Source organism: Isoptericola sp. NPDC056605, assembly GCF_042792795.1.
GTDB lineage: Bacteria > Actinomycetota > Actinomycetes > Actinomycetales > Cellulomonadaceae > Isoptericola.
Genome location: NZ_JBHTVT010000001.1, coordinates 236,473 through 253,797 on the forward strand (window position 1 = coordinate 236,473; position 17,325 = coordinate 253,797).

Genomic DNA, 17,325 nt, shown 5'->3' on the forward strand with positions numbered 1-17,325 from the left:
GGGTGGCAAGGTCCTGCCAGGGGCGGCAACAAGCTGCCATCCGCGTCCGTCCCGGCGTGACCGCGGCGAGGCTGGACGGCATGACGACCTCGACCACAGCCACCACCACCACCACCGCCACCACCCCCACCACGGTGTCCGCCGCCGTTCCCGACGCCGCCGCTGCCGGCACCTGGCAGCTCGGCGACCGCACCGTGAACCGGCTCGGCCTCGGCGCCATGCGGCTCGTCGGCTCCTTCGGGTCCGCGACCCCCCGACCGCGCGAGGACGCGATCGCCGTGCTGCGCCGCGCCGTCGAGCTGGGCGTGAACCACGTCGACACCGCCGCGTTCTACTTCTTCCCGACGAGGTCCGCGAACGAGCTGATCGGGGCCGCCCTGCAGCCCTACGCCGACGACCTGGTGATCACCACGAAGATCGGCGCCTCCCAGTCCCGCGACGGCGCCTTCGAGCCGTACGCGCGGCCCGACCAGCTGCGCAGCCAGGTCGAGGAGAACATCCGCCAGCTCGGACTGGACCAGCTGGACGTCGTGAACCTGCGCTGGGGCACCGGCCTGGGGCGCGAGCCCGGGTCGGTGGCCGAGCACGTCGGCGCCCTCGCCGAGCTCCGCGACGCGGGCCTGGTGCGGCACGTCGGCGTCTCCAACGTGCTGCCGGAGCAGCTCGAGGAGGCGCTGGAGATCACGCCCGTCGTGTGCGTGCAGAACCGGTACGGACTCACGGAGCGGGCCGACGACGGCCTCCTCGCCCGGTGCGGCGAGCTCGGCATCGCGTTCGTGCCGTTCTTCTCCATGGGAGCGGCCGTTCCCGGGGCGGTGCCGGGAGGAACCCCGGACGAGACCGGTGCGGAGCAGGTGGCCGCCGTCGCCGCACGGCACGACGCGACGCCGACCCAGGTGCGGCTCGCGTGGACCCTGCACCGAGGGCCGCACGTCCTCGCCATCCCCGGCACCGGGAGCGTCGCGCACCTGGAGCAGAACGTCGCCGCCGCGGCCCTGCGGCTCACCGACGACGACCTCGCCGTCCTCGACGCGATCGCCTGACCCCACCGAGCACCGCCGAACAGGCGGTTGTGCACCTTCTGACGTCTCAGAAGGTGCACAACCGCCTGTTCGGCACCTCGTCGTCCGGCGGCAGCCTGGCATGAGTACACGACACCATGTACCGTCGCGCTCATGGAGACCGTGACGCTCACCCACACCGCCGCGCTGGCGCGGCTCGGGCACGCCCTGTCGGACGGCACCCGCGCACGCATCCTGCTCGCGCTGCGCGACGCGCCCGCCTACCCCTCCGACCTCGCCGCGACGCTGGGCGTCTCCAAGCAGGTGATGAGCAACCAGCTCGCGTGCCTGCGCGGCTGCGGCCTCGTCGTGGGGCGCCAGGACGGGCGCCGCACCGAGTACCGGCTGTCCGACCCGCACCTCGCGCACGCGCTCGGCGACATGCTGCGGCTCGCGCTCGTCGTCGACCCGGACTGCTGCGGCCCGGACTGCACGTGCGCGACGCCCGCCGCCCACGGGCCCACCGGCTCCCAGGACGCCGCGTGACCCACGACCACGACCACGCGCAGGTCGCCGCCGACCACCGCGGGCGCCTCGCGATCGCGTTCGGCATCACGGCCACGATCCTCGTGGCGCAGGCCGTGGGCGCGTGGCTCACCGGCAGCCTCGCGCTGCTGGTCGACACCGCCCACATGCTCACCGACGCCGGGGGCCTCGCGCTGGCCCTGTTCGCCGCGCACCTGTCCCTGCGGCCGGCGTCGCCGCAGCGCACCTGGGGCTACCGGCGGGCCGAGGTGCTGGCCGCGCTGGCGCAGGCGGCCGTGCTGCTGGTGGTCGGGGTGTACGTGCTGGTGGAGGCGGTGCTGCGCCTCGCCGAGCCACCGGAGATCCCGTCTACGCAGCTCGTCGTCTTCGGCGTCATCGGACTCGCGGGCAACCTCGCCTCGATGGCGGTCCTGGCGAGCCGCCGCGACGCCAACCTCAACCTGCGGGCCGCGTTCCTCGAGGTGCTCAACGACGCGCTCGGGTCGGTGGGCGTGATCGTCGCCGCGATCGTCATCGCCACCACCGGCTGGCAGCGGGCCGACGCCGTCGCCGCGCTCCTCATCGGGGCCCTCATCCTGCCGCGCGCGGTGAAGCTGCTGCGGGCCGCCGGCTCGGTGCTGCTGGAGTCCACCCCGCCCGGCCTGGACCTCGACGAGGTGCGCTCGCACCTGCTGAAGGTGGAGCACGTGCGCGACGTGCACGACGTGCACGCCTCCCTCATCGCCACCGGCCTGCCGATCCTGTCGGCGCACGTCGTGGTCGACTCGGGCTGCTTCACCGACGGGCACGCCGGCCGCATCCTCGACGAGCTGCAGGAGTGCGTGGCCACCCACTTCGACGTGGCCGTCGAGCACTCCACGTTCCAGGTCGAGCCCGAGACCCACCCCGAGCACGAGCACCCCACGCACGCCTGATCCCCCGGCCCGGGCCGCGCCGGGCGCGCGTCGTGCTGGCGGCACCCCCCGACCGATGCTGTGCTGGGCACATGTCCAGCCGCCCCGACACCACCCCGACCGCCCACTCTGGCGAGCCCCACCCAGGCGAGCCGCACGCCGGCGGCCTCGCCCAGCGGCTGAACTGGTTGCGGGCGGGCGTGCTGGGCGCCAACGACGGCATCGTCTCCGTGGCGGCCGTCGTCGTGGGCGTCGCCGGCGCGACGCCGGAGCGGGCGCCCGTGCTCACGGCCGGGCTCGCGGCCCTCGTGGGCGGCGCGATCTCGATGGCGCTCGGCGAGTACGTGTCGGTGTCCAGCCAGTCGGACAGCGAGAAGGCGCTCATCGCCAAGGAGCAGCACGAGCTCGCGACCATGCCGGACGAGGAGTTCGACGAGCTCGTCGGCCTCTACCGCCAGCAGGGCCTCAGCGAGGGCACGGCCCGCCAGGTCGCCACCGAGCTCACCCACCACGACGCCCTCGGCGCCCACCTGTCCGCCGAGCTCAACATCGACCCCGACGACGTCGTCAGCCCCTGGCACGCCGCCTGGGCGTCGCTGCTCGCGTTCCTGTGCGGCGGCGTGCTGCCGATGCTGGCCGTGCTGCTCATCCCCGAGCCGTGGAAGGTCGCCGGCACGTTCGTCGTCGTCCTCGCCGCCCTCGGCGCCGCCGGCTCGATCGCCGCGTGGATCGGCGGGTCGTCCCGCTCCCGGTCCGTGGTGCGCGTGGTGGTCGGCGGCGCGCTGGCGCTCGGCGTCACCTTCGCCCTCGGCTCGCTGCTCGGCACCACCGGCGTCGTCTGACCCGCCCCCGCCCCCGTACCCGACCCGCAAGGAGCCTCCGTGCCGACCCCCACGCCCACGTCCCCGCACGCCGCCACCGACCTCGCCCCGCGCCTCGGGCGGACCGTGCTGTACCAGCTCTACCCGCAGAGCTTCGCCGACGGGAACGGCGACGGGATCGGCGACCTCCCCGGGATCACCGCCCGGCTCGACTACCTGCGGTGGCTCGGCGTGGGCGCCGTGTGGCTCGACCCGTGCTTCGTGTCCCCGTTCGCCGACGCCGGCTACGACGTCGCCGACTTCCTCACGATCGCGCCCCGCTACGGCACCAACGACGACTTGGCGGAGCTCACCGAGGAGGCCGGCCGGCGGGGCATCTCCGTGCTGCTCGACCTCGTCGCCGGGCACACGTCCGACCAGCACCCGTGGTTCACGGCGTCGGCGGACGACCCCGGCGACGACCGGTACGTGTGGAGCGACGCCCCCGTCGACGGCTTCGAGCCCGGCCCGGGCCGCCGCGGCGGGTTCTACCTGCCCAACTTCTTCCCCGTGCAGCCGGCGCTCAACTTCGGCTACGCGCGCCAGGACCCCGACGAGCCGTGGCGCAGCCCGGTCGACGCCGCCGGCCCGCAGGCCAACCGCGCCGCCCTGCGCGAGATCATGGCGCACTGGTTCGACCTCGGCGTCGCCGGGTTCCGCGTCGACATGGCGGCGTCGCTCGTCAAGGACGACCCGGGACTCGTCGAGACCGGCCGCCTGTGGCGCGAGAACCGCGACTGGCTCGACGCGACCTACCCGGGCCGCGTGCTGATCAGCGAGTGGGGCGACCCGCGCGTCTCCGTGCCGTCGGGCTTCCACGCCGACTTCTTCCTGCAGTTCGGGGGCGACGACGACGGCCTGCCGCTGCGCTCGCTGTGGAACAACGGCGCCGGCACGGTGCAGCCGTCGTGGGGCGAGGTGCCGAGCTGGGCCGACGCCGAGGCGCAGGGCGACGCGGGCACGTTCGTCCGCGCCTGGGAGGAGGCCACCGGGGCCATCGCGGCCGCCGGGCGTGGCGGGCTCACCGGCCTGCCGACGTCGAACCACGACTTCACGCGGCTGGTGGCCGGGGCGCGCGACGCCGAGCAGGCTCGTGCGGCCCTCGTCCTCACCCTCACCTGGCCGTCGATGCCGTCGGTCTACTACGGCGACGAGATCGGCATGCGCTTCGTCCCCGACACCCCCACGCTCGAGGGCTCGCGCCTCAACCCGACCTACGACCGGGCGGGCTCGCGCACCCCGATGCAGTGGGGCGACGTGCCGGCCGGGCGGCTCGGCCCCGACGTCGCGGAGTCGCGCTACCTGCCCCAGGACCCGGACCCCGACCGCCCGACCGTGGCCGCCCAGCTCGACGACGAGGGCTCGGTGCTGCACCTGGTGCGCCGCCTCGCGCACCTGCGCACGGCGGACCCGCGGCTCGACGCCGCCGCCGACGTCGACGTGCTGGCCACCGGCTACCCGTTCGCGTACGTGCGCGGCGGCACGCTCGCCGTCGTGCTCAACCCGGGCCGCGCCGCCGTGTCGGTCGCGGTGCCCGGGGCGGCCCGTGCGCGCGAGATCGAGGTCCGGGGGCACCGCGTCGAGGGCGACGTCGTGCACCTCGACGGTCACGGGTACGCCGTCCTCGACCTCGCGTGAGCTGGTCCGTGTCAGGAGGTCGCGGCACCCTGGGCGCATGGAGCTCGAGGTGCGCGGCGAGGTGTTCCAGTGGCGCGGCCCGGCGCCGTACTACTACGTCGCGGTGCCCGACGCCGAGGCGGAGCAGATCGCGGCGGTCGCGCCTCTGGTCACCTACGGCTGGGGCGTGATCCCCGTGACGGGCCGCCTGGGCGCGACGACGTTCACCACGTCCCTGTTCCCGAAGGACGGCGGCTACCTCGTCCCGCTCAAGGACGCCGTGCGCCGGCCCGAGGGCGTGGACGACGGCGACGAGGTCGTCCTGCGCCTGACGCTCGACGGCGTCTGAGTCATCCGGGGAGGACGGCGAGCAGGTCGACGTGCACCAGCGCGCCGCCGCCGAGCGTGGCGGCGACGACCTGACGCGCCGGCCGGTCCGCCGGGTCGGGAAACAGCGCCGTCCACTCGCGGTTGAGGGCTTCCCGGTCGGCGGGGTCGGCGAGGTGCACCGTCAGCTTGAGGACGTCGCCCGGGCCGCCGCCCGCCGCCGCGAGCACGGCGCGCACGTTCCGGAAGGCGTTGGCGCACTGCGCGTCGAGGCCTTCCGGCATCTCCCGCGTGCCCGGGTCGCGGCCCGTGAGCGCGCCGGTGGCGAGGAACGGACCGATCCGGCTCGCCACCGGCACCGGGTTCGCGTGCGCGAACCCGGGCACGTCCACGGTCGTGCGGCGGCCCACCGTCAGGCCTCCCGCTCCGGCTCGGCGACGACGGTGTTCTCGAGGGCGCCCAGGCCCTCGATCTCGGCGCGCACGACGTCGCCGACCTTGAGGAAGCGGCCGGTGGGCGCGCCGATCCCCGACGGCGTGCCGGTGGCCAGCACGTCGCCCGGCTCGAGCGTCATCACCTGCGTGAGGTAGGCGATCTGCTCGTAGAGGTCGTGGATCATGTCGTCGGTGCGCCAGTCCTGGCGCACCTCGCCGTTCACGGTGAGCCGCATCCCCAGGTCGAGCGGGTCGGCCACCTCGTCGTCCGTGGTGAGCCACGGGCCGAGCGGGCCGTGCGTGTCGAACGACTTGCCCAGCGTGAACGTGGGCGACCGCTTTTGCAGCCAGTCCCGCACGGAGACGTCGTTCGCCACCGTGTAGCCGGCGATCACCGACCGCGCGTCGTCCACCGGGACGTGCCTGCACCGCCTCCCGATCACGACGGCGAGCTCGATCTCGTAGTCCAGCTCGTCGGAGACGGCGGGCTTCACGATGCCGGCGTGCGGCCCGACGATGCACGAGACCTGCTTGTTGAACCACAGCTGGCTGGTGGGCACCGGGATGCCCGCCTGCCGCGCCTCCTCGGCGTGCGCGGCGTAGTTCATGCCGATGCCGAGGTACTTCTGCGGGTCGTCCACCGGCGCCTCGAGCACGACGTCGGACAGCGCGTGCCGCTCCCCCGCCGCCCCGGCGACCGCGTCGCGGCGCGCGCCGAGGTCCGGCAGGATCGCGCGCAGCGACGTGCCCGCGACGGCGGAGACGTCGGTGACCGTGAGCGAGCCGGGGTCGGCGGCGTCGCCGTCCACCCGCCCCAGCCGGACGGGGCCTTCCCCGAGCCGGAACCGTGCGATCTTCATCTGTCGTTCCCGTCCTTCGTGTCCTCGGCGGGCGCCTGCTGCTCCGAGGGCAGCGCGCCCCACACCTGCTCGCCGTCGGGTGTCATCTGGAAGCTGACGAACCGCCAGGCGCCGTCGTCGCCGCGCACGACGACCTGGGTGACGACGCCGGCGAGCACCCGGGGCGCGCCGTCCGGCCCCCGCATGTGGTTGACGATGCGCCCGGTGACGACGCCGACGTCCCCGACGAGGCGCACCAGGAGGTCGTCGCGCACGACGTCGACGTACGCGCGCCGCGTGGCGACGTGCTCCAGGAGCTGCGCCTTGGTGTGCACCAGCCCGGGGGCGTGCACGTGCACGAGGGCGTCGTCGAACATCGCGTCCAGGGCGTCGACGTCCCCGGCGACCAGGGCGTCCCGACGGCGCTCCTCCAGGGCGAGGATCTCGGCGCGGCTCGCGGCGTCGGCCACGGTCACCCCGCTGGGCGCAGGGCTTGTCGCAGGACTGGGCGCAGGGTGGTTGTCGTGGGGCATGGCGGTCCTCCTCAGGCCGGCCGGGCGGCGGTCAGCGCGTGGTCGGTGCGGAAGCCGGTGGTCTCGCCGGCCTCGAAGCCGGGCCGCGGCTGGCCGACCATCGCGTGGTACTTCGAGAAGATCTCGTCGGCCTCGGCCAGCGGCAGCACCGCCTCGATGTCCTCGAACGGCTCGCACCGCGTGCGGTCGGCGACGATCCGGCGGATCACCTCGTACCCCTCGCCACGGTGCGCCATGACCATGCCGTTGACCTTGGCGAGCCGCTCGGCCTCGAACGCCTTGAGCGCGGCGACCGGGTCGTCGATCGTGGCGAGCTTCTCGGCGAGCACGGCGCCGTCGACGATCGCCTGGCAGGCGCCGTTGCCGCCGCGCGGGTACATGGCGTGGGCGGCGTCGCCGACCAGCACCACGCGCCCGTCGGTCCAGCTCTCCAGCGGGTCGTGCCGGATCAGCGGGAACAGGTACACCTCGCGGGCGTCGCGCAGCATCTGCTGCACGTCGAGGAACGGCAGCTTCACCGTGTCGAACAGCGGCACGATCTCGGCGACGTCGCCGACGGCGTTCCAGTCCTCGACCGTCTCGTCGCGCTCGCGCTCCACCACCCAGTTGACCAGGGTCCTGCCCGTGCCCTCGAAGTCGTCGGCGATCGGGTACACGATCATCGTCGCGATCTGCGGGGCGCCGATGTGCAGGATCGTGTGCCCGTCGCGGTACGGCTCCATGAGCGTGGTGCCGCGGTACATGGTGATGCCGGAGTAGTGCGGCTCGGCGCTCTCGGGGTGCATCTGCCGCCGCACCACCGAGTTGATGCCGTCGGCGGCCACCACGACGTCGGCGCGGACCTCGCCGCGCGAGCCGTCGGCGCGCTCGACGTCGAGCGTGACGCCGTCGCCGTCCTGCGCGTAGCCGAGGGTCCGCACGCCCTGCACCACGGAGTCCGGGCCGAGCCGCTCGAGCACCGTGCGGTACAGCAGCATCTGGAGGCGGCCGCGGTGCACGAACCGCTGCTCGTGCAGGTAGCCCATGTGCACGCCGCAGCGCTCGGCGTAGATCTCCTGGCCGTGGTTGTTGTAGAAGATCGAGTCGCGCGCGTCGACGGAGATGGCCCGGAACTCCTCGAGCAGCCCGAGCTCCTCGAGCTCCTTGGTGCCGTACACCTTGACGTCGATGCCGACGCCGAGCGGACGGAGCTCCGCCACGGTCTCGTAGATGCGCGGGCGGAACCCGCGCTGGTGCAGCCGCAGCGCGGCGGCCAGGCCGGCGGGGCCGGCGCCCACGATGGCGATGTCGAGCTGGGGATCTGGCATGGACGTCCTCGTCTCTGGTGGGGTGGTTCGGGGCCGCGGCGTCAGCCGACGACGGCGGGGCTCAGGTCGTGGGCGAGCTCGCGCAGGAAGCGGGTCGTGGCGACCCAGGCGCGCTCCGCGTTGCGCGGGTGGTACGCGACCGCCTCGGGCGTCGGGGAGAAGCGGGCGTGCGGGCTGGTGAAGGCGTGCCGGGTGCCGCTGTAGAGGTCGGTCTCCCAGTCGAGGCCCGCGCCGGTCATGGCCCGCTGCAGGGCGTCGCGCTGCGCGGCGGTGGCCATGGGGTCCTGGTCGCCGGTGCACAGCAGCACCCGGACCGTGGGATCGCACGCGCCCCAGCCGGCGTCGGGGTCGAGCAGGTCCAGGCCTCCGTGCACGCTCACCACGCCGCGCACCGCGCCGCCGGTGCGCAGGTGCTCGAGCGCCGAGGAGCCGCCGAAGCAGTACCCGAGGGCGACGATCGCGTCATCGTCGATCTCGGGCTGCTCGGCCGCGGTCTCGTGGGCCGCCGCGACCCGCGCCGCCCAGCGCGCCCGGTCCGCGACCATGGCGCCGATGAGCGGCCCGATCTCGTCCTGCGTGCGCGGGCGGGCCCGCTCCCCCCAGACGTCGGCGGCGAGGACGGCGTACCCGAGCCCGGCCAGCCGCTCGGCGACCGCGAGCATGTCGTCGCTCAGGCCGAAGGCGTCGTGCAGGAGCAGCACGCCGGGCGCCGCCTCCCCGCCGGCGGGCGCGCGCAGCGCGCCGATCATGCGGGTGCCGTCGTGGGAGTACTCGACGTCGCGTGCGATCAGGTCGTTCATCGGGTGCCTTCCTGGGGCCTCGTCGTCCGGGAGGGGTCGAGGAGGCGGACGGCCCGCAGCGGTGCGGGTCCTCGCTCGACGGTGAAGCGTGCGCCGATCGTAGGAACACTTCCTACACGATTTCAAGTGTGGAACGACGGCCAAAGCTCAGAAATGTGGGTCACGGCAGGGAACTTCGCGCCCCTCAACGGCAGGAACGCAGGCGTCTCACGACCTTCACCCGGCGACTCCGCGCCTCAGGGGGTTGATCCGCCTCGACGGATCTGCATATGATTTCTCACACGATCTGACGGTCCGTCGGGTCGCTCATGAGTACCACAGGCACGACGCCCGCGATGCTGCGAGCGCCGTGCGAACCTCCTGAACGCAAGAGCCCACCGCGCCGGTGCGGGTCGCACGCCGATGTGCTTCAGGGAACGACCGCTAGACGGGAGCAGCCAGCGACATGACCGTCGTCGACATCAACATCCACCACCTGCCCGAGGACCTGTTCACCAACGAGAAGATCCTGAACGGCTTCCTGAACAGCGCCCCGCGCGGCTTCGGGGAGATCGCCCGCGTCGAGACGATGGCCAGCGGCAAGAAGCACCTCATCCTGGAGAAGCCCGCCGGCCACCAGAACCTCAACTACGTCGAGGGCGACTACTCCGCCGAGGCGAAGCTCGCCGCGATGGACGACGCCGGCGTGGACTACGGCGTCATGCGCGTGCCCGTCTGGCAGGAGTGGCTCGACCTCGAGACCTGCAAGGCCGTCAACGACAACGCGGCCGACATCGTCAAGCGGTCGAACGGGCGGCTGTTCTTCACCGCCTGCGTGCCGCCGTGGGGCGGCAAGGAGAACATCGACGAGCTCAAGCGCTGCATCGACCTCGGCGCCGTCGGCGTCCAGCTCGCCTGCCACTACGGGCAGCTCTACCTGGACGACCCGGTCTTCGAGCCCTACCTGCGCGAGATCGAGAAGCTCGACATCCCCGTCATCGCCCACCACACTCCCCTGCCGGTCGAGTGGCGGTCGGTGGTCGACTACACCAACCTGCGCCGCGAGTACGGCCGCATCGTCGACCAGGCCACCGCCGTCGGGCGCGAGCTGTTCAGCGGCATGTTCGACCGCATGCCCGGGCTGCGCTTCATCCACACCATGTTCGGCGGCAACTGGTTCGCGAACCAGGCGCTGCTCATGCCGCACGCGTCGAACAAGGCGGAGTCGCTCACCCGCCTCGACCCGACGGGTGGCGACAAGATCAAGAGCTACCTCGACAACAACCTCTTCTTCGACATGACCCACCCCCACTCGTGGGGCAAGCAGCAGGTGGAGGCGGCGATCGCGATCGGCGGCGCCGACCACTACCTGTTCGGGTCCTCGTTCCCCGTGTTCTACGGCTGGATGAGCCAGGGCGTCGAGTTCGTCAAGAACGAGCTGGAGATCACCGACGCCGAGCGCGAGCTCGTGCTCTCGGGCAACGCCGCCCGCCTGTTCAACCTCCCCCTCTGACCCGAAGACCCGACCCGACAGCCCGAGAGGGGGCCCGGCGCCAGCGCCGGTGCCCCCGCCTCGGCCTCCCCTCGAACCCGTGCATGCCGGCGCAAGGAGGCGCCCCCACCATGTCGATGTCCACGCCAAGGCCCCTGCCGAAGTCCGCACCGACGTCGCACCCGAGGCCCGCCTTCCTGGTGCGGGGCCTGGCCACCGCGGCGATCCTCGCGCTGGGCCTCACCGCCTGCACCTCCGGCGGCGGCGCCGCCGAGGACCCCGGCGCCTCTCCCGCCGCGAGCGCCGGCTCGGGCCCCGTGCCCGGCTCCGTCCTGCGGGTCAACTGGGGCGGCTTCCCCGAGAGCTGGGCCCCCGGCGCCGAGATGGAGGCCGGGTTCCTGCGCATCCCCTACGAGAACCTGGTCGCGCTCGGCGCGGACGGCGAGATCGAGCCCGTCCTCGCCACGACGTGGGAGCAGACCGACGACGCGCTCACGCTCACCCTGCGCGACGACGTCACGTTCCACGACGGCACGCCGTTCGACGCGGAGGCCGTCAAGGTCAACCTCGAGACCGTGAAGGGCACCCCCGGGCCGTACGCCGGGCCGTTCCAGGTGATCTCGTCGATCGACGTGGTCGACGCGCAGACGGTGCGGCTCAACCTCAGCGAGCCGACGCCGTCGCTCCTCACCACGCTGACCACCCGGGCGGCGCCGATGGCGAGCCCCAAGGCGATCGAGGCCGGCACCATCGCCCAGGTCCCCGTCGGGACCGGCCCCTGGGCCTACGACGAGGCCGCCTCCGTGCCCGGCACGCGCCTCGTCTTCGGCCCCGCCGAGGACTACTGGGGCGACCCGGTGGGCTTCGAGACCGTGCAGCTCGTCGCGATCCCGGAGGACAACGCGGCCTCCGCGGCGCTGGGCAACGGCGAGATCGACATCACCGACACCGAGACCAACCAGTTCACCACCCTGGACGGCACGCCCGGCGTCGACCGCCTGTCGTACCCCGCCATCCGGAACAACCCGATCTTCTTCGACCGCGGCCCGGGCGGGATGTTCGAGGACGTGGCCGTGCGCCAGGCCGCGTGCACCGCCATCGACACCGAGGTGCTGGCGAAGCTCGAGCCGGACTGGACGGTCCGCACGCAGCACTTCGCGGAGGGCGAGCAGGGCTACAACCCGGACATCGCCGGGTACACGCACGACGCCGCGAAGGCGCAGGAGCTGTACGACTCCGCCGGCAACCCGCCCGTCGACGCCGACATGCTCGCCACCGTGTTCAACGAGAACCAGATGAAGGTCTACGCCGAGCAGATGGGCGAGATCGGCATGAAGGTCACCGTGCAGAGCGCCCCGCCGCCCCAGTACTTCTCCGAGTGGAACAGCGGCAAGTACCCGCTCGGGCTCGGCGGCAACGACGAGCTGACGCCCTTCGACTGGTACCGGGCGTGGTTCGCCGCCGACGCGCCGGGCAACCCGTCCGGCGTCGAGAGCGACGAGCTCAAGGCCGCCGCCGACGCCGCCATCGCGGCCGGCACCGGCGACGAGGCGGACGCCCTGTGGGCGGAGGTCACCAAGATCATCTCCGACGAGGCCCTGACCTGCGCCCACGTGGCCGGCGAGGAGCTGATCGCCTGGAACACGACCACCGTGACGGACGTCGAGGCGCCCACGCAGCCGTGGGAGACCAACCTCGTGAACTACCGCGCGCTGCGCCCGGCGAGCTGAGATGGACAAGCTCGTCGCCTACCGGCTGCTGTTCGCCGTCCCGCAGCTCCTGGTCATCTCGATCCTGGTGTTCTCGCTGACGTACCTCGTGCCCGGCAGCCCCGCCGCCGCGATGCTCGGCACGTCCGCGACGCCCGAGGCCATCGCCCACGTCGAGGCCCAGCTGGGCCTCGACCGGCCGCCGCTCGAGCGGTTCGTCGAGTGGTTCGGCGCGATGCTCACCGGGGACCTCGGGACGTCGTTCCGCGCGGGGATGCCGGTGACCGACCTGCTCGCGCAGCGGCTCCCGGCCACCCTGTCGGTGGTGGCGGGCGGCATCGTCGTGGCGCTGGTGCTGGGCGTGGGGGCCGGGGTGTTCACCGGCACCCGCCCCGGCACCCTCGCGGACCGGCTGGTCACGGGCGGCACCGTGCTCGGGCTCGCGATCCCCGAGTTCTGGCTCGGGCTGCTCCTCACGACTCTCTTCGCGGTGCAGCTCGGCTGGGTGCCGATCGTCGCGTGGACGCCGCTGACGGCGGACCCGCTCGCCTGGCTCCGCGGCCTCGTCCTGCCGTCGCTCGCCCTGGGCGTCACGGGCGGGGCGATCATCGCCCGCCAGACGCGGGCCGCGATGGTCACCTCGATGGCGGCGCCGTACGCCGACACGCTCACCGCGGCGGGCGTGCCCCGCCGCACGCAGATCGCGCGCTACGGCGTGAAGAACGCGCTCGTACCGGTGCTGGCGTCGACGGGCGTCACCTTCGCCATCCTCATCGGCGTCAGCTTCGTCGTCGAGAAGGTGTTCGCGCTGCCCGGGCTCGGCAGCCTCATGCTCACCAGCGTCATCGGGCAGGACTTCCCCGTCGTGCAGGGCGTCGTGCTCGTCACCGCGACGCTCGTGATCGTCGTCAACCTCGTGATCGACATCTGCTACGGACTCATCAACCCGCAAGCGAGGCCCCAGTGAGCAACGCCGTCATCCTCGACCCCGCCGACCGGTCCCCCGCCGGCGCGCAGGCGCGCGGCGTCGCCCAGGCGTGGCACCGGCTGCGGCGCCAGCCGTCGACGCTGTTCGCCGTCGTCGTGGTCGCCGTCCTCGTCGTCGTCGCGGTCGCCGCGCCCCTGCTCGCGCCCTACGCGCCGGCGGCCACGGACTTCGACGCGCCCCTCTCCGGCCCGACGGCGGACCACCCGCTCGGCACCGCCGACCTCGGGCAGGACCTGCTGAGCCAACTGATCTACGGCGCCCGCACCGCGCTGGTCGTGGCCGGCGGCTCGGTGCTCGTCGCGATGCTCATCGGCGTGCCCGTCGGCCTCCTGCTCGGGTACAAGGGCGGCTGGTACGACCGGATCGGCTCGCGCGGGCTCGACATCGCCGACGCCCTGCCCGGCCTCATGGTCGGCTTCGTCGTCATCGCGGTCCTGGGCCGCGGCATGGCGGTGCTGGTGCTCGCCATCGGGCTGGTGTTCTGCATGAACTTCGCCCGCATGACGCGCGCCATCACGCTCACCGAGCGCAAGAAGCTGTACGTCGAGTCGGCGCACGTGTCCGGGCTGCGCGAGCGGCAGATCGTGTTCGGCCAGGTGCTGCCCAACCTCGCCGGCCCGCTCGCCGTGCAGGCCGCCGTCTTCCTCGGCTCCGCGATCAAGGTCGAGGCGGCGCTGTCGTTCCTCGGCCTCGGGCTGGGCGACGACCAGCCGTCGTGGGGCGGCATGCTCGGCGCCGCCGCCGAGCACCAGGCCGATCGGCCGCTCATGGCCGTGGCCCCCGGCCTCGCGATCCTGCTCACCGTGCTCGCGTTCAACCTGCTCGGCGACGGCATCAACGACGCGCTGTCGGGCCGTCGGACGACCGGCCGCCGGCGCACCGCGCTGCTCGGCCGCCTGCGCCCGCCCGCGTCACCCACGCTCGCCGAGGTCCGTGCGGCAGGGGCGGCCGGGTGGTCCCAGGACGCCGCGCCCGTCGGGCCCGCTCCCGCGGCCGCACCGTCCGTCGCCGCGCCCGACGACGACCTCGAGGCCGCCGCAGACACCGTGCTCGACGTGCGCGGCGCGACGATCGTCGCGGACCGTCCGGACGGCACGACCGTCACCCTCGTGCACGACGTCTCGCTGCGGGTGCGCCGCGGCGAGATCCTCGGCCTGCTGGGCGAGTCCGGCTCGGGCAAGTCGATGCTCGCGAAGGCGGTGCTGGGGCTGCTGCCGCCGGGCGTGCGGCTGGCCGAGGGGTCGGTCCGGCTGAACGGCACCGAGCTGGCGGGCTGCACGGAGCGCGAGCTGCGCGCCGTGCGCGGCACCGGGCTCGGCGTCGTGCTGCAGAACCCGCAGGCCAACCTCTCCCCCGTGCACACGGTGGGTCGTCAGCTCGTCGACGTGCTGCGCGCGCACCACCCGCTGTCGAGGCGCGACGCGCGGGCCCGGGCGGCCGAGCTGCTCGACCTCGTCGGCGTGAACGACGTGCAGCGACGGCTCGACCAGTACCCGTACCAGTTCTCGGGCGGCATGGCGCAGCGCGTCGCGATCGCCATCGCGCTGGCCGGCGAGCCGGACCTGCTCATCCTCGACGAGGCGACGTCGGCCCTCGACGTCACGACGCAGAGCCAGGTGCTCGACCTCGTGCTGGACCTGCGCGACCGACTCGGCATGGCGATCGTCAACATCACGCACGACCTGGGCGTCGCGGCCGAGACCTGCGACCGCGTGGCCGTGCTGTACCGCGGCGAGCTGGTCGAGGTGGCCGGCGTCGTCGCGCTCTTCGACCAGCCGCAGCACCCGTACACCGCGGCGCTGCTCGCCGCGCACCCGACGGCCGACCACGACGTGGAAGTGATCGCGTGAACGACTCCCAGCCCCTGCTCGACGTCCGAGACCTGCGCGTGGACTACGACGTCGCGGGTGCGGCGGGGTGGCGACGCCGCACCCTGACGGTCGTGCAGGGCGTCAGCTTCACCATCGCGGCCGGCGAGACGTACGGGCTGGTCGGCGAGTCCGGCTCGGGCAAGAGCACGACCGGCCGCGCCATCCTGCGCCTGGCGGACGTCAGCGGCGGCCAGGTCCTCGTCGACGGCCGGGACGTGGCCGCGCTGGGGCGGCGCACCCCGCTCTCCTACCGTCGCGACGTCCAGGCGGTCTACCAGGACCCGGCGGCGTCGTTGAACCCGCGCCACCGGGTAGGCCGGGCCCTCACCGAGACCCTCGCCCGGCACGGGCTCGGCGACCGCGACGAGCGGCGGCGTCGTGCCGCCGAGGCGTTCGAGCAGGTGGGCCTCACGACCGGCCACCTGGCCCGGTACCCGTCCCAGCTGTCCGGCGGGCAGCTGCAGCGCGTCGCCATCGCGCGGGCGCTGGTGCTGGGGCCGCGGCTCGTGGTGTGCGACGAGGCGGTCAGCGCCCTCGACCTGTCCACGCAGGCCCAGATCCTCACGCTGCTCACCGACCTGCAGGCCGCGAGCGGCGTCAGCTACCTGTTCATCACGCACGACCTCGGCGTCGTGCGGCACGTCGCGCACCGCGTCGGCGTGCTGCGCGGCGGGGAGCTCGTGGAGCAGGGCGAGACGCGGCAGGTGCTCGACCGCCCGCGGCACGAGTACACCCGGGCCCTGCTCGCGGCGAGCCCGTCGTCGCACCCCGACGGCCGGGAGGAGCGGCGTGCCGAGCGCGCCGCGCGCCGGTCCGCGGCGGCCCAGGACCTGTCCCAGGAGGCGGCATGACCGAGCAGCTCGACGACTTCTTCTCCACCGCCCGCGTCACGACGGGCGGCGACGCGCCCACGTTCGGCACGGAGAGCTACCGCGACCACCTGTACCGCCTCGACGACCCGGTGCTCGCGCAGTGGCGCAGCCTCGGCTACGAGGAGTTCTCGGCCCGCAAGCGCGAGCCCGGCTTCGTGCAGGAGCTGCTGGCGTCGTGGCGGGCGCTGTACGACGAGCCGTTGGTCGGCGTCACCACCGACGGCACGGTCCGCGACGTGCACCGCCTCGAGCCCGTGGTCGACGTCGACCCCGCGCCCTCCGCGGCCGCGCGACGCTTCCGGGGCCTGCTCGACGACGCGCAGCGGGACGCCGTCACGTATCCGGTCGACGCCCGCGAGTGGCGGGCGTGGAGCAACCCGGAGTTCGTCATCCACCGCACGGGGCTCCGGCTGGAGGAGCTCCCCGCCGAGACGGTCGACGCCGCCCTGGCGATGGTCGAGGCGTCGCTCAGCCCGGAGGGCTACGCCCGCGTCCGCGAGGCGATGGGCCTCAACGCGTTCCTCGGCGACCTGGTGGGCCTGCCCGTCCTCATGAACGAGCGCAGCTACTGGGTGGCGCTCTTCGGCGAGCCCTCGCCCGACGGCGCGTGGGGCTGGCAGCTCTTCGGCCACCACGTGGCCGTGAGCTTCGTGTCCGTGGCGGGTCGGCACGTCGTCGCGCCGGTGTTTCTCGGGGCCGAGCCCGCGGAGTCCGACGGCGCCCGCCCCCCGCTGTTCGCGGCACGGCAGCGGCTCGCGCTGGAGCTCGCGTCGTCGTGGACCCCCGGGCAGCGCGCCGGGGCCGTGGTCTACGCGTCCGTGCTGGACCCGGCGATGCCGCCGGGACGGCTGCACCCCGCCGACGAGCGGCACGTCGCCGGCGCCTTCCGCGACAACCGGGTCGTGCCGTACGAGGGCCTGCGCGCCTCCGACCTCGACGACGACCAGTGGGCCACGCTGCGGGCGATCGTGGAGGACGCGTTCCTGCTGCTCGCCGCCCCGCAGCGCGCACTGACGATGGCCGACGTCGACGCGCACCGCGCCGAGACCTTCGTGTCCTGGTACGGCGCCACGGACGGGACGCAGCCGTTCTACCTGCGCGTGCACAGCCCCGTCGTGCTCACCGAGCTGGACCACCACGCCGGCGTGTGGCTGAGCAACCAGCTCCCCGCGCGCTTCCACGTGCACACCACCCTGCGCGTGCCGCACGGCAACGACTACGGCCGTGCGTACGTGACGGCGGACCTGCGCTGATCGG

Annotated in this window: 17 protein-coding genes; 12 read left to right on the forward strand and 5 right to left on the reverse strand. The window is 73.7% G+C overall.

The genetic code is table 11. From position 1 onward, the window contains the following. The first annotated feature begins 80 nt into the window (after positions 1 to 80). The 6 genes from ACFQ8Y_RS01020 to ACFQ8Y_RS01045 all read left to right on the forward strand — a co-directional run bounded on the left by ACFQ8Y_RS01020 (position 81) and on the right by ACFQ8Y_RS01045 (position 5,266). Positions 81 to 1,043 carry an oxidoreductase gene (locus ACFQ8Y_RS01020; RefSeq protein ID WP_430584314.1) on the forward strand — a complete coding sequence of 321 codons (963 nt, stop codon included), beginning with the start codon at positions 81 to 83 and terminating at the stop codon, positions 1,041 to 1,043. A 132-nt stretch (positions 1,044 to 1,175) separates the two neighbouring features. Beyond that, positions 1,176 to 1,547, forward strand: coding sequence for an ArsR/SmtB family transcription factor (locus tag ACFQ8Y_RS01025; protein ID WP_430549184.1), 372 nt, complete (start codon positions 1,176 to 1,178; stop codon positions 1,545 to 1,547). Beyond that, positions 1,544 to 2,461: a cation diffusion facilitator family transporter gene (locus tag ACFQ8Y_RS01030; RefSeq protein WP_430549185.1), complete on the forward strand. Its 918-nt coding sequence runs from the start codon at positions 1,544 to 1,546 to the stop codon at positions 2,459 to 2,461. The genes ACFQ8Y_RS01025 and ACFQ8Y_RS01030 overlap by 4 nt, the downstream gene beginning before the upstream one ends. 71 nt (positions 2,462 to 2,532) lie before the next feature. Beyond that, positions 2,533 to 3,282, forward strand: coding sequence for a VIT family protein (locus ACFQ8Y_RS01035; RefSeq protein ID WP_430584315.1), 750 nt, complete (start codon positions 2,533 to 2,535; stop codon positions 3,280 to 3,282). A 39-nt stretch (positions 3,283 to 3,321) separates the two neighbouring features. Beyond that, positions 3,322 to 4,938 carry an alpha-amylase family glycosyl hydrolase gene (locus ACFQ8Y_RS01040; RefSeq protein WP_430584316.1) on the forward strand — a complete coding sequence of 539 codons (1,617 nt, stop codon included), beginning with the start codon at positions 3,322 to 3,324 and terminating at the stop codon, positions 4,936 to 4,938. A 37-nt stretch (positions 4,939 to 4,975) separates the two neighbouring features. Beyond that, the gene (locus tag ACFQ8Y_RS01045; RefSeq protein WP_430549188.1) at positions 4,976 to 5,266 is read left to right on the forward strand and encodes a DUF1905 domain-containing protein; all 291 of its coding nucleotides are present in this window, start codon (positions 4,976 to 4,978) and stop codon (positions 5,264 to 5,266) included. A 1-nt stretch (position 5,267) separates the two neighbouring features. Here the strand turns inward: ACFQ8Y_RS01045 and ACFQ8Y_RS01050 are convergent, their stop codons facing one another. From ACFQ8Y_RS01050 to ACFQ8Y_RS01070, 5 genes are read right to left on the reverse strand one after another with little or no spacing between them, the layout of a single operon-like run. After that, positions 5,268 to 5,654: a RidA family protein gene (locus ACFQ8Y_RS01050; RefSeq protein ID WP_430584317.1), complete on the reverse strand. Its 387-nt coding sequence runs from the start codon at positions 5,652 to 5,654 to the stop codon at positions 5,268 to 5,270. 2 nt (positions 5,655 to 5,656) lie between these two features. Continuing rightward, a complete protein-coding gene (locus tag ACFQ8Y_RS01055) occupies positions 5,657 to 6,538 on the reverse strand; it encodes a fumarylacetoacetate hydrolase family protein (RefSeq protein WP_430584318.1) in 882 nt (293 codons plus the stop codon). Next, positions 6,535 to 7,050, reverse strand: a complete 516-nt coding sequence (locus ACFQ8Y_RS01060) for a nuclear transport factor 2 family protein (RefSeq protein ID WP_430584319.1) — start codon at positions 7,048 to 7,050, stop codon at positions 6,535 to 6,537. The genes ACFQ8Y_RS01055 and ACFQ8Y_RS01060 overlap by 4 nt, the downstream gene beginning before the upstream one ends. An 11-nt stretch (positions 7,051 to 7,061) precedes the next feature. Then, positions 7,062 to 8,357 (reverse strand): FAD-dependent monooxygenase, encoded by a 1,296-nt coding sequence (locus ACFQ8Y_RS01065; RefSeq protein ID WP_430549192.1) that lies wholly within the window; start codon positions 8,355 to 8,357, stop codon positions 7,062 to 7,064. A 41-nt stretch (positions 8,358 to 8,398) separates the two neighbouring features. Continuing rightward, positions 8,399 to 9,157 carry a dienelactone hydrolase family protein gene (locus ACFQ8Y_RS01070; protein ID WP_430549193.1) on the reverse strand — a complete coding sequence of 253 codons (759 nt, stop codon included), beginning with the start codon at positions 9,155 to 9,157 and terminating at the stop codon, positions 8,399 to 8,401. A 445-nt stretch (positions 9,158 to 9,602) separates the two neighbouring features. Between ACFQ8Y_RS01070 and ACFQ8Y_RS01075 the strand changes: the two genes are divergently transcribed. From ACFQ8Y_RS01075 to ACFQ8Y_RS01100, 6 genes are all read left to right on the forward strand, one after another. Next, on the forward strand, positions 9,603 to 10,649 hold the full coding sequence (locus ACFQ8Y_RS01075; protein WP_430584320.1) for an amidohydrolase family protein: 1,047 nt from the start codon (positions 9,603 to 9,605) through the stop codon (positions 10,647 to 10,649). Positions 10,650 to 10,759: 110 nt separating this feature from the next. Further along, complete coding sequence (locus tag ACFQ8Y_RS01080; protein ID WP_430584321.1) at positions 10,760 to 12,358, forward strand: ABC transporter substrate-binding protein; 1,599 nt, start codon at positions 10,760 to 10,762, stop codon at positions 12,356 to 12,358. A gap of 1 nt (position 12,359) precedes the next feature. Beyond that, positions 12,360 to 13,304 carry an ABC transporter permease gene (locus ACFQ8Y_RS01085; RefSeq protein ID WP_430584322.1) on the forward strand — a complete coding sequence of 315 codons (945 nt, stop codon included), beginning with the start codon at positions 12,360 to 12,362 and terminating at the stop codon, positions 13,302 to 13,304. After that, on the forward strand, positions 13,301 to 15,175 hold the full coding sequence (locus tag ACFQ8Y_RS01090) for a dipeptide/oligopeptide/nickel ABC transporter permease/ATP-binding protein (protein ID WP_430549197.1): 1,875 nt from the start codon (positions 13,301 to 13,303) through the stop codon (positions 15,173 to 15,175). The genes ACFQ8Y_RS01085 and ACFQ8Y_RS01090 overlap by 4 nt, the downstream gene beginning before the upstream one ends. Continuing rightward, positions 15,172 to 16,047 carry an ATP-binding cassette domain-containing protein gene (locus ACFQ8Y_RS01095; RefSeq protein ID WP_430584323.1) on the forward strand — a complete coding sequence of 292 codons (876 nt, stop codon included), beginning with the start codon at positions 15,172 to 15,174 and terminating at the stop codon, positions 16,045 to 16,047. Before ACFQ8Y_RS01090 ends, ACFQ8Y_RS01095 begins: the two co-directional genes overlap by 4 nt. Further along, entirely contained in the window at positions 16,044 to 17,321 is a 1,278-nt protein-coding gene (locus ACFQ8Y_RS01100) for a DUF3500 domain-containing protein (protein WP_430584324.1), read from the forward strand. The genes ACFQ8Y_RS01095 and ACFQ8Y_RS01100 overlap by 4 nt, the downstream gene beginning before the upstream one ends. Positions 17,322 to 17,325: the final 4 nt, after the last annotated feature.